6 protein-coding genes and 1 pseudogene are annotated in these 12,656 nt (G+C 66.7%); 2 read left to right on the plus strand and 5 right to left on the minus strand.

Features of this window, described 5'->3' with window-relative positions:
* Positions 1-27: 27 nt before the first annotated feature.
* Positions 28-1,656 (minus strand): acyl-CoA dehydrogenase family protein, encoded by a 1,629-nt coding sequence (locus A5727_RS05720; protein WP_068246035.1) that lies wholly within the window; start codon positions 1,654-1,656, stop codon positions 28-30.
* A gap of 61 nt (positions 1,657-1,717) precedes the next feature.
* Between A5727_RS05720 and A5727_RS28055 the strand changes: the two are divergent.
* A pseudogene (locus A5727_RS28055) lies at positions 1,718-1,984 on the plus strand (cupin domain-containing protein); the annotation flags it as partial.
* On the opposite strand, the gene A5727_RS05725 reads toward A5727_RS28055, so the two are convergent.
* Positions 1,913-3,103: a phosphatase PAP2 family protein gene (locus A5727_RS05725; RefSeq protein WP_068245982.1), complete on the minus strand. Its 1,191-nt coding sequence runs from the start codon at positions 3,101-3,103 to the stop codon at positions 1,913-1,915. The pseudogene A5727_RS28055 and the gene A5727_RS05725 sit on opposite strands and share 72 nt — an antisense overlap.
* A gap of 48 nt (positions 3,104-3,151) precedes the next feature.
* A complete protein-coding gene (locus A5727_RS05730; protein WP_231991966.1) occupies positions 3,152-3,724 on the minus strand; it encodes a TetR/AcrR family transcriptional regulator in 573 nt (190 codons plus the stop codon).
* Between the two features lie 113 nt (positions 3,725-3,837).
* Here A5727_RS05730 and A5727_RS05735 point away from each other — a divergent pair, with 113 nt between their 5' ends.
* On the plus strand, positions 3,838-4,770 hold the full coding sequence (locus A5727_RS05735; protein ID WP_068245985.1) for an NmrA family NAD(P)-binding protein: 933 nt from the start codon (positions 3,838-3,840) through the stop codon (positions 4,768-4,770).
* A gap of 52 nt (positions 4,771-4,822) precedes the next feature.
* Here A5727_RS05735 and A5727_RS05740 read toward each other — a convergent pair whose 3' ends face one another.
* Positions 4,823-8,776 carry a DNA-directed RNA polymerase subunit beta' gene (locus A5727_RS05740; RefSeq protein ID WP_068245988.1) on the minus strand — a complete coding sequence of 1,318 codons (3,954 nt, stop codon included), beginning with the start codon at positions 8,774-8,776 and terminating at the stop codon, positions 4,823-4,825.
* 39 nt (positions 8,777-8,815) lie between these two features.
* Positions 8,816-12,337, minus strand: coding sequence for a DNA-directed RNA polymerase subunit beta (rpoB, locus tag A5727_RS05745; protein WP_197507599.1), 3,522 nt, complete (start codon positions 12,335-12,337; stop codon positions 8,816-8,818).
* Between the last annotated feature and the right edge of the window lie 319 nt (positions 12,338-12,656).

The following is a 12,656-nucleotide window of genomic DNA, read 5'->3' on the forward strand; positions in this document are numbered from 1 at the left end:
TGCGTCTGCTCGGCAGGATCAACCCCTTCACCCCTTGACCAGGGCACGCTCGAGGATGGGCGCGACGTCGAGGCCCGCGGGCATGGTGCCGTACGCGCCGCCCCATCGCCCGTCCAGGCGGGTGGCCAGGAATGCATCCGCGACGGCGGGGTGCCCGTGCCGCACCAGGAGCGCGCCCTGCATCGCCAGGCAGATGTCCTCGGCCACGCTGCGAGCACGGAACGCGATCGTCTCGAGGTCACCGAGCTGCGGCTTCAACCGCGCGACGTGGGCGTCGAGGCGTGCGTCGGCGCCCGCGGCCTGCGCGAGTTCGTCGAACAGCACGTCCACCGACTCGGGCCGGGTGGCCATGGCGCGCAACGTGTCCAGCGCGCTCACGTTGCCCGAGCCCTCCCAGATGCCCATCAGGGGGGCCTCACGGTAGAGCCGCGGCATACCCGAGTCCTCGACATACCCGTTGCCGCCGAGGCACTCCATGGCCTCGGCCGCATGTCCGGTCGAGCGCTTGCACACCCAGTACTTGGCCGCGGCCAGTCCGATGCGGCGCAGCAGCGACTCACGCTCGTCGCCCCGGACCGCACGGTCGGTGGCCCCCGCCATCCGGAACGCCACCATGGTCGCGGCCTCGGCTTCGACGGCCAGGTCCGCCAACACGTTGCGCATCAGCGGCTGGTCGATCAGGTACTCACCGAAGGCCTCGCGGTGCGTCGCGTGATGCACCGCCCGAGCCAGGCCGGTGCGCATGCTGGTGGCACTGCCCAACGTGCAGTCCAGTCGGGTCAGATTGACCATCTCGATGATGGTCGGCACGCCGCGGCCCTCGTCACCGACCAGCCACGCCGTCGCACCGTCGTATTCGACCTCGCTGGACGCGTTGGCATGGTTGCCGAGCTTGTCCTTGAGCCGCTGCAGAAACATCCGGTTGCGGGTCCCGTCGGGCAGCACGCGCGGCAGCAGGAAGCAGGACAGGCCGCCCGGCGCCTGAGCCAGGACGAGGAAGATGTCGCACATCGGAGCGGAGGTGAACCACTTGTGCCCGGTCAGGGAGTAGCTGCCGTCGCCGTTGGGCACCGCAGCCGTGGTGCCTGCCCGCACATCGGACCCACCCTGCTTCTCGGTCATCGACATGCCGGCGGTGATCCCGGCCTTGGTGGCCGGCACCCTCAGTTCGGGGTCGTACACCCGCGAAGTCAGCAGGGGTTCGTAGACCGCGGCGAGGTCGGGGTTGTGCCGCAGCGCTGGGACCACGGCGTAGGTCATCGAGATCGGGCAGATGTGGCCGGGCTCGGGCGTCCACACCGAGGTCTTGGCGGCACGGACGACATGGGCGCCCGGACGATCGTCGGCCCACGGCGCGGCGTGCAGACCGTGGGCGATCGCGGTGCGCATCAACTCGTGATAGGCGGGGTCGTACTCGACCTCGTCGACGCGGTGGCCGGTGCGGTCGTGGGTGTGCAGCACCGGGCGGTTGCGGTCGGCGAGTTCACCCCAGCGCTGGGCCTGCCGACCGCCGCTCAGTGCGCCGAGTTCGGTGATCTCGTCCAGGCCCCACTGTCCGCCCTCGCGCACGATGGCCTCGGTGAGCACCGGAGAGGTTGCCGGGTTGTGGTCCTCCAGCGCGGGGACCTGGTTGGTGACGACGTGGGTGTCCGACATCATCCCGATGTTACATATCTACGACGATCGTCGGAAGTATGTAATGGATACAGTGACTGCCATGCAGCCCAACACGTCGGCGTCCACCGCATCGCTGGAACTCGCCCACGAGCCCGTGCCCGACGAGCAGGCCGTACGCGGGGCCCCCACCACGGCCGTCACCGAACTCGGTGAGTTCAATGGGCTCGAGGTCGGCGTGTGGGAGATGACCCCGGGAGTGATGACCGACGTCGAGGCCGACGAGGTCTTCGTGGTGCTATCCGGCGCGGGGACCGTCGAATTCGCCGACGGCACTGCGCCCCTGCACCTGGGACCCGGCGACGTCGTGCGACTGGCCGCCGGCGCCCAGACCGTCTGGACCGTCACCGAAACCCTGCGCAAGGTCTACCTGAGCTGACTCGGCGACGCGGCGCCTGTCCAACGCGGCCAGGATCCACGTGACGGCCAGGGCCAGGGCCCACCCCAGCAGGATGTCGATCACGTAGTGTTCGGCCGAGTACACCAGGGTGAACGCCATGATCAGCGGGTAGGCCACCAGCGCCGGGCGCCACCACGGATTGATGCGGTTCCACAGGAACATCGCGATGCCCAGGCTCAGCCCGGCGTGCAGTGACGGGATGGCGGCAACCAGGTTCACGCTGGCCTGCCCCTGGTCGAGCAGGGCCCGCGCGGTGTCGAGGTTGAGCACCCCCCAGCCGCGGGTCGAGATCCGCTCGACCCACTCGTGCGCGCCCGGTTGGCTGTGCGCCATGGCCCCGAGCACCCCGCCGTCGGGCACGTCACGGGCCGAGGTGAACATGCACCCCGGGTTCGCCGGTCCCCCCGCCACATCCGCGGCAGTGCATCGGGCCGCCGCCCACGGCGGCGCCGCGGGCAGCAGCGCATAGATCACCAACCCGGCGAACGACAGCGACACGAACAGTTTCGCGAACCGCTTCCATTCGTCGCGGTTGCGCAGCCACAGCACCGCCGCGATGACGTACGGCAGGATGAAGAAGGACATGTAGGTGGTGCTGATCACCACCTCCCACCAGGGCGCATGCGCCTGTTTGAGGTGCTGCTGCAGCCACACCGTGGGCACCACACCGGAGAACATCCAGCGATCCACCTCGGCCGGCCAGTGCCACAGCGTCGGGCGCCCGATCAGGTCGGCCGCTCCCCGGGACAGGTCGTAGACGATGAGCACCAGCGCGAACGGCAGCCAGTCCCGGATCACGTACAGCACCTGCCGGCGACCGATGCTGGCCGCGGCCAACCCGGTGCAGATGTAGAGCAGCAGCAGTTCGCGGTTGAAGGCGAAGCCGTCGGTCACCGTGCGGGCGATAATCACCCCAGCCCACAGCGCGATGGCCGCCCACCGCACGACGAGCAGCCGACGCTGGCGGGACACCCGAACCCCGGTTGCGGTTCGCTCCAGCGTCACCGAGGTCTCTTCGAGCGCCGACATCCAGGTCAGGGTAGTTCACCCAGGCAGAACCAATCGTTTGATTTCCATTCAGCTTCCGGTCGCGTCATCGATGAGCCGGGCCGCCGCAGTCCGGGCGTGCAGCAGCGCGACGGTGTCGTTGAGCGAGGTCGCCAACGCCGTGGCGCCCTCGAACAGGACCAGCAGTTGATTGCCGAGAGCATAGGGATCGTCGGCACCAGCCTCCGCGGCCACCGCGATCAGGCGCTGCGCGAAGCGGCGTTTGTGAGCGCGGACCAACTCGTCGACCCGCTCCCAGCTTCCCGCGGACTCGACGGCGGCATTGTGGAACGGGCAGCCACGGAATCGTTCCACCGGGGGCGCGTCGAAGATCGCCAGCAGGCGCTCACGTGGAGCCAGGTCGGCCCGATCCAGCGGCCGCTCCATCGGGGTGCCCGACTCGTCGAGACCACGAAGGTAGTTCTCGACAAGTTCCGTCTTACTCGAAAAGTATTGATAGAGCGTACGTTTCGACACCTTGGCCTGTTTGATGACCATCTCGACGCCGGTGGCGTTGATTCCGTTTCGGTAGAACAGCTTGGCCGCGGTGGCGACGAGACGCTCGCGCGCACCCCGGCCACGGCCCGACACCTCGGTGGTCACACCCAGAGCATACCGATCACCCGATGATTCATTACCCGTGTGGACAGGGCATTCAGCACTTTGGAAACCGATCGGTGTACTTTGAAGTGAAAACGGTACAGAGGAGACCACCTATGTCAGCGAATCCGATCCTGGTCACCGGAGCGACGGGACGACACGGCAACACCGGCGAACACCTGGTACATCGCCTCAGGGAGGAGGGCCGCCCGGTGCGGGTGCTGACCCGCACCCTGGGGGACCGCACCGATCGACTCGCCGACCTGGGTGCCGAGATCGTCGTCGGAGACCTGCACGACCGCCGATCCCTGACGGCCGCGCTGACCGACGTCGATCTGGCCTACTTCGCCTACCCGATCGCCGCCGGGGTCATCCCGGCCGCGGCCAACTACGCCGCAGCCGTCCGGGAGGTCGGACGCCGACCTCGGACCGTCGTGATGTCCATGGGCCCGGCCCACCCTGGCAGCCCCAGCAGCCTGGGCCGCGACCATTGGCTCGCCGAGGAGATTCTGCGATGGGCCGGCCTCGACGTGCTCATCCTTCGCGTGGTGGCGTTGTTCCACGAGAATCTCGCGGTTCTGCACGGCAGGTCGATCTCCGAACGCGGTGTCATCCGCAACTCATTCGGAGAAAGCGAGGTCGCCTGGATCGGCGGAGTCGACGCCGCGGAGTTGGGACTGACGGCGCTGCTGCACCCCGAGCGGTTCGCCGGACCGATCCACTTCGCGAAGGGATCTGAGGTCTTCAGCCACGACGAGATCGCAGCGCTGCTCACCGAACTCACCGGCGCCTCCGTCAGCTACGAGTCCATCACCCAGGACCAGTGGCGACGCGATCTCGAGCAGCAGGCTCGGCACGCCGGTGAAGATGTCGTCAACCCGGCCATGGCGCAACATATTTCGTCCGTGGGACACATGGTCGCCAGCAACGGGCCGACCCTGCCCGCCGACCCTGACGCGCTGCGCGACCTCATCGGCCGCGCACCGGTCACCCTGCGGGACCATCTGCTCGCCAACCTTGACCAGTTCAGCGACCGACAACCTGCCTGACCCGACGAAAAAGCCCCCGCTCGACACGACGCGGGGGCTTTCTCGTCTCGACTTACCGGTAGTCGGAGTAACCGTAATCGTCCAGCGGCACGGCGGCACCGGTCGCCTGGCCGAAGTCCGGGCTGTAGTACTGATCCTCGTAGGACGGGATCGTGTACGCCGCAGCGCGGGCCTCTTCGGTCGGCTGCACCGCGATGTTGCGGTACCGGTTGATACCCGTGCCTGCCGGGATCAGCTTGCCGATGATCACGTTCTCCTTCAGACCCTGCAGCTTGTCGCTGCGGCAGTTGATCGCCGCATCGGTGAGCACGCGAGTGGTCTCCTGGAACGACGCCGCCGACAGCCACGAATCCGTGGCCAGCGAGGCCTTCGTGATACCCATCAGCACCGGACGGCCGGCCGCGGGCTCGCCACCCTCAGCCACCACACGCCGGTTCTCCGACTCGAACTCGCTGCGCTCGGTCAGCGAACCGGGCAGGAACTCGGTGGCACCCGAGTCGATGATGGTCACACGACGCAGCATCTGGCGAACGATCACCTCGATGTGCTTGTCGTGGATCGACACACCCTGCGCGCGGTACACGTCCTGGACCTCGCCGACGAGGTGCACCTGCACCTCGCGCGGGCCCATGACACGCAGCACCTCGTGCGGATCGGCCGAACCCTCCATGAGCTGCTGGCCGACCTCGACATGGTCGCCGTCGGCGAGCAGACGCTCGGTGCCGTCGTCGTGCTTGAACACGCGCAGACGCTGACGCCGGGAGAGCTTGTCGTAGACCACTTCCTCGCCACCGTCGTCCGGCACGATCGTGATCTTGTAGAACTTGTCGCTCTCCTCGAGGCGGACCCGCCCGGTGACATCGGCGATCGGGGCACGGTTCCGCGGAACGCGCGCCTCGAACAGCTCCTGCACACGGGGCAGACCACCGACGATGTCGGCGCCGCCGGTGACACCACCCTGGTGGAAGGTGCGCATCGTCAGCTGCGTGCCGGGCTCACCGATCGACTGCGCGGCGACGATACCGACGGCCTCGCCGATGTCGACGAGCTTGCCGGTGGCCATCGAGCGGCCGTAGCAGTGCGCACACACGCCGGTGCCGGTGGTGCAGGTCAGCACCGACCGGACCTTGACGGTCGTGATGCCCGCCGCCAGCAGTGCGTCGATGGCCGGGTCGCCCAGGTCATGACCGCGCTCGACGATGACGTTGCCGTTCTCGTCGACCGCATCCGAGGCCAGGGTGCGCGCGTAGGCGCTGGTCTCGACATGCGGGTCGCGGATGAGCGTCCCGTCGGCCTGCTTCTCGGCGATCGTGACGGTGATGCCACGCTCGGTGCCACAGTCGGCCTCGCGGACGATGACGTCCTGCGACACGTCCACCAGACGACGGGTCAGGTAACCCGAGTCGGCGGTGCGCAGCGCGGTGTCGGCCAGGCCCTTACGGGCACCGTGGGTGTTGATGAAGTACTCCAACACCGTCAGACCCTCACGGAACGAGGACTTGATCGGGCGCGGGATGAACTCACCCTTCGGGTTGGTCACCAGACCCTTCATGCCGGCCAGCGTCCGCGTCTGGGTGAAGTTACCCGTGGCGCCCGAGTCGACGATCGTGATGATCGGGTTGTCGGACGGGTAGTGGGCCCGCAGCGCCTGACCGACCTCTTCGGTGGCCTCCTGCCAGATCTTCACCAGGTTCTCGTTGCGCTCGTCCTTGTTGAGCGCGCCGCGCTGGTACTTCTTCTCGATGCAGTCGGCCTGAGCCTCGTAACGCTCGAGGATCTCAGCCTTCTCCGGCGGCACGATGACGTCCGCCATCGACACGGTGACACCCGAACGCGTGGCCCAGTAGAAGCCGGCGTCCTTGAGCTTGTCGACGGTCTGCGCCACGACGATCATCGGGTAGCGCTCGGCCAGATCGTTGATGATCGCGGCCTGGACCTTCTTGTGCATCTGCTTGTTGACGAACGGATAGCCCTTGGGCAGCAGTTCGTTGAACAGCACACGGCCCAGCGTGGTCTCGGCCGTCCAGGCGTCGCCCGCCTTCCAGCCGTTCTCGAACAGCTCGGCCTCGAGCTCGGCCGGCGGACGCTGCTGCGTCAGACGGACCTTGATCTTGGCGCGCACGCTCAGCGCACCGCGGTCGAAGGCCATGATGGCCTCGGCCGGGCTGCTGTAGACGCCGGTCTCCGGCTGATCCTTGCTCGCCGGCGTGTATTCGCCGGTGTCGCCCTCGATCTCGGTCGTCAGGTAGAACAGGCCGGTCACCATGTCCAGTCGGGGCATGGCCAGCGGCCGGCCCGACGCGGGCGAGAGGATGTTGTTCGACGACAGCATCAGGATGCGGGCCTCGGCCTGCGCCTCCGCCGACAGCGGAAGGTGCACGGCCATCTGGTCACCGTCGAAGTCGGCGTTGAAGGCCTCACACACCAGCGGGTGAAGCTGGATGGCCTTGCCCTCGACCAGCTGCGGCTCGAAGGCCTGGATGCCGAGGCGGTGCAGCGTGGGTGCACGGTTCAGCAGCACCGGGTGCTCACCGATGACCTCTTCGAGGACGTCCCACACCTGCGGGCGCTGACGCTCGACCATGCGCTTGGCGCTCTTGATGTTCTGCGCGTGGTTCAGGTCGACCAGACGCTTCATCACGAACGGCTTGAACAGCTCCAGCGCCATCAGCTTGGGCAGACCGCACTGGTGCAGCTTGAGCTGCGGGCCGACCACGATGACCGAACGGCCCGAGTAGTCGACGCGCTTACCGAGCAGGTTCTGGCGGAACCGGCCCTGCTTGCCCTTGAGCAGATCGGACAGCGACTTCAGCGGGCGGTTGCCCGGTCCGGTGACCGGACGGCCGCGGCGGCCGTTGTCGAACAGCGCGTCCACCGACTCCTGAAGCATGCGCTTCTCGTTGTTGACGATGATCTCGGGCGCGCCGAGGTCGATCAGTCGCTTGAGCCGGTTGTTGCGGTTGATGACCCGGCGGTACAGGTCATTGAGGTCGGAGGTCGCGAAGCGGCCACCGTCGAGCTGCACCATCGGGCGCAGTTCCGGCGGGATCACCGGGACGGCGTCGAGCACCATGCCCATCGGCGAGTTGCCCGACTGCTGGAACGCGGCGACGACCTTGAGTCGCTTGAGCGCACGCAGCTTCTTCTGGCCCTTGCCGTTGCGGATGGTGTCGCGCAGGCTCTCGGCCTCGGCGTCGATGTCGAAGGTCTCGATGAGCTTCTGGATCGACTCCGCGCCCATGGCGCCCGTGAAGTACTCGCCGTAGCGGTCGACGAGCTCGCGGTAGAGGTTCTCGTCCACGATCAGCTGCTTGGGAGCCAGCTTGGTGAACGTGGTCCAGATCTCGTCGAGGCGGTCCAGCTCACGCTGGGCCCGGTCGCGCAGCTGACGCATCTCGCGCTCGCCGCCGTCGCGGACCTTGCGCTTGACGTCGGACTTGGCGCCCTCGTCCTCGAGTTCCTTCATATCGGCCTCGAGCTTCTGGGCCCGGGCCTCCAGGTCGGCGTCGCGCTGATCCTCGACGGCCTTCTTCTCGACGACCATCTCGGCCTCGAGCGTGGACAGCTCGTTGTGCCGCATCTCCTCGTCGACCGAGGTGATGACGTAGGCCGCGAAGTAGATGATCTTCTCGAGATCCTTGGGCGCCAGATCCAGCAGGTAGCCCAGCCGTGACGGGACACCCTTGAAGTACCAGATGTGCGTGACGGGTGCGGCCAGTTCGATGTGGCCCATCCGCTCACGGCGCACCTTGGCGCGAGTCACCTCGACGCCGCAGCGCTCACAGATGATGCCCTTGAAGCGGACGCGCTTGTACTTGCCGCAGTAGCACTCCCAGTCGCGAGTCGGTCCGAAGATCTTCTCGCAGAACAGGCCGTCCTTCTCGGGCTTGAGCGTGCGGTAGTTGATGGTCTCCGGCTTCTTGACCTCGCCGAAGGACCAGTTACGGATGTCGTCCGCGGTGGCAAGGCCGATGCGGAGTTCATCGAAGAAGTTGACGTCGAGCACGTAAACTCCCTTTCCCCTGTACGGGATAGATATGGGTGGTTAGGCGAGGTCCTCGACGGACGCGGATTCGTTGCGAGACAGGTTGATTCCCAGGTTCGCGGCAGCGCGCTCCAGGTCCTCGTCGTCACCGTCACGCATTTCGATCGCAGCGCCGTCGCTGGAGAGCACCTCGACGTTGAGGCACAGCGACTGCAGTTCCTTGAGCAGCACCTTGAACGACTCGGGGATGCCGGGCTCGGGGATGTTCTCGCCCTTGACGATCGCCTCGTACACCTTGACGCGCCCGACGGTGTCGTCGGACTTGATCGTCAACAGCTCCTGCAGCGTGTAGGCCGCGCCGTAGGCCTGCATGGCCCAGCACTCCATCTCGCCGAACCGCTGACCACCGAACTGCGCCTTACCACCGAGCGGCTGCTGGGTGATCATCGAGTACGGACCGGTCGAGCGGGCGTGGATCTTGTCGTCCACCAGGTGGTGCAGCTTCAGGATGTACATGTAGCCGACCGTCACCGGGTACGGGAACGGCTCGCCGGAACGACCGTCGAACAGCGTCGCCTTGCCGTCCCCGTTGACCATGACCTCACCGTCGCGGTTGGCCAGCGTCGAGGACAGCAGACCCTGCAGCTCCTCCTCGCGGGCACCGTCGAACACCGGCGTGGCGGTCTTGGTGTCGGCGGGAGCCGAGTACAGCTCCTCCGGCAGCTTCTCCGCCCAGTCCGGGACTCCCGCGGCGACGTCGATGTTCCAGCCCGTCTTGGCGACCCAGCCGAGGTGGGTCTCCAGGATCTGGCCGATGTTCATACGACGCGGCACACCGTGGGTGTTCAGGATGATGTCGACCGGGGTGCCGTCCGGCAGGAACGGCATGTCCTCGATCGGCAGGATCTTGCCGATGACGCCCTTGTTGCCGTGGCGTCCGGCCAGCTTGTCGCCGTCGGAGATCTTGCGCTTCTGCGCCACGTACACGCGGACCAGTTCGTTGACGCCGGCGGGCAGCTCGTCGTCATCCTCGCGGCTGAACACGCGGATGCCGATGACCTTGCCCGACTCACCGTGGGGAACCTTGAGCGAGGTGTCGCGGACCTCACGGGCCTTCTCACCGAAGATGGCACGCAGCAGGCGCTCCTCCGGGGTCAGCTCGGTCTCACCCTTCGGGGTGACCTTGCCGACCAGGATGTCGCCGTCGCGGACCTCGGCGCCGATGCGGACGATGCCGCGCTCGTCGAGATCGGCCAACACCTCATCGGAGACGTTCGGGATGTCCCGGGTGATCTCCTCGGCGCCCAGCTTGGTGTCGCGGGCGTCGATCTCGTGCTCCTCGATGTGGATGGACGTGAGCACGTCCTCCTCAACCAGGCGCTGCGAGAGGATGATCGCGTCCTCGTAGTTGTGGCCCTCCCACGGCATGATCGCCACGAGCAGGTTCTTGCCCAGGGCCATCTCGCCGTTCTCGGTGCAGGGACCGTCGGCCACTACCTGACCGGCCTCGACGCGCTGCCCGGCGTCCACGATCGGGCGCTGGTTGGCGCACGTGCCGTGGTTGGAGCGGGCGAACTTGCGCATCCGGTAGGTCTGGCGGGTGCCGTCGTCGGCCATCACCGTGATGTAGTCGGCGCTGACCTCTTCGACCACGCCGGCCTTATCGGAGACGACCACGTCACCGGCGTCGATCGCGGCACGCAGTTCCATGCCCGTGCCCACCAGCGGAGCCTCGCTGCGGACCAGCGGAACGGCCTGGCGCTGCATGTTGGCACCCATCAGGGCACGGTTGGCGTCGTCGTGCTCGAGGAACGGGATCATGGCCGTGGCCACCGACACCATCTGGCGCGGCGAGACGTCCATGTAGTCCACCTCGCTGGCGGAGACGAACTCGACCTCGCCGCCCTTTCGGCGGACCAGGACGCGTTCCTCGGCGAAGCGGCCGTCGGCGTCCAGCGGCGAGTTGGCCTGCGCCACGACGTGGCGGTCCTCCTCGTCGGCGGTCAGGTAGTCGATCTGGTCGGTGACCACACCGTCGACGACCTTGCGGTAGGGCGTCTCGATGAAACCGAACGGGTTCACCCGCGCGTACACCGACAGCGAGCCGATCAGACCGATGTTCGGACCCTCAGGGGTCTCGATGGGGCACATGCGGCCGTAGTGGCTGGAGTGCACGTCGCGCACCTCGAGGCCGGCGCGCTCACGGGACAGACCGCCGGGGCCCAGCGCGGACAGGCGGCGCTTGTGGGTCAGACCCGAGAGCGGGTTGTTCTGATCCATGAACTGCGACAGCTGGCTGGTGCCGAAGAACTCCTTGATCGCCGCCACGACGGGACGGATGTTGATCAGGGTCTGCGGCGTGATCGCCTCGACGTCCTGCGTGGTCATCCGCTCACGGACGACGCGCTCCATCCGGGACAGGCCGACCCGGATCTGGTTCTGGATCAGCTCACCCACGGTGCGCAGGCGGCGGTTGCCGAAGTGGTCGATGTCGTCGACGTCGACCGGGACCTCGACACCGCCGGGGGCGGTCATCACGGCGGGCTGGCCGTCGATCGAGGCGTGGTGCAGGCGCACCAGGTACTCGATGGTGGCGGCGATGTCCTCTTCGGTCAGCGTCGAGCTGGTGATCGGCTGGCCGGCGTTCAGGCCCAGCTTCTTGTTGACCTTGTAGCGACCCACGCGGGCCAGGTCGTAGCGCTTCTCCTTGAAGAACAGGTTCTCCAGCAGGGTCTGCGCGGACTCCTTGGTCGGGGGCTCGCCCGGACGCAGCTTGCGGTAGATGTCCAGCAGCGCCTCGTCGGTGCCGTTGGTCGGATCCTTCTCCAGCGTCGACATCATAATCTCGGAGAAGCCGTAGCGCTCCACGATCTGCTCGTTGGTCCAGCCCAGCGCCTTGAGCAGCACGGTGACCGGCTGACGACGCTTGCGGTCGATGCGCACACCGACGGTGTCGCGCTTGTCGACGTCGAACTCGAGCCAGGCGCCGCGGCCCGGGATGACCTTGACGCTGTGCAGGGTCTTCTCGGTGGACTTGTCGATGCTGGCGTCGAAGTACACACCGGGCGAACGGACGAGCTGCGACACCACGACGCGCTCGGTGCCGTTGATGATGAAGGTGCCCTTCTCGGTCATCATCGGGAAGTCACCCATGAAGACCGTCTGGCTCTTGATCTCGCCGGTGTTGTTGTTGATGAACTCGGCCGTGACGAACAGCGGGGCCGCGTACGTCATGTCCTTGTCTTTGCACTCGTCGACAGGAGCCTTGACCTCGTCGAAACGCGGGTCGGAGAAGCTCAGCGACATCGAGCCGGAGAAGTCCTCGATCGGCGACAGCTCGTCGAGGACCTCCTCGAGCCCACCCTTGGGGTCGACATCCCCGCGCTCGACGGCGCGCTCACGCCAGCGATCGGCTCCGATCAGCCACTCGAACGATTCGGTCTGAACGTCGAGCAGCCCCGGAACCTCGAGAGGCTCACGGAGCTTGGCGAAGGAAATACGGTTGGGTGCTCCAGGGACGGAACTGTTACTGGTGGCGGCGTCGTTAGTGGATTCTGACTTGCTCTGGCTAGAGACTGCCAAGATGCATCCTTCCAGCACCTCATGCGGCTGACGGATGACCAGGACGACCGGGTCCGCACGCCGCGCTATCTGCGTCGGTATCGGCTGGTTGACGACCAGACCCGCAACCACGGCACAGAGCGAGCTTCACTGAGCAGAGCTCAGGCAAGACCTACGGTGTCGATGCTGATGATGGGCAGGAGGCAGCCAGCGCAACGTCCAACAATAGCGCAGGACGGCGCATTCCTCAACTACCGCTCGGTGACACCCGCATGGTTCGCCTTGGTGATCCGAAGGCAGGGCGCTGGCTGGCGTCTGAAACTACCGGTGCGAACATGCT

This window comes from Mycobacterium sp. ACS4331 (genome assembly GCF_001667265.1).
Taxonomy (GTDB): domain Bacteria; phylum Actinomycetota; class Actinomycetes; order Mycobacteriales; family Mycobacteriaceae; genus Mycobacterium.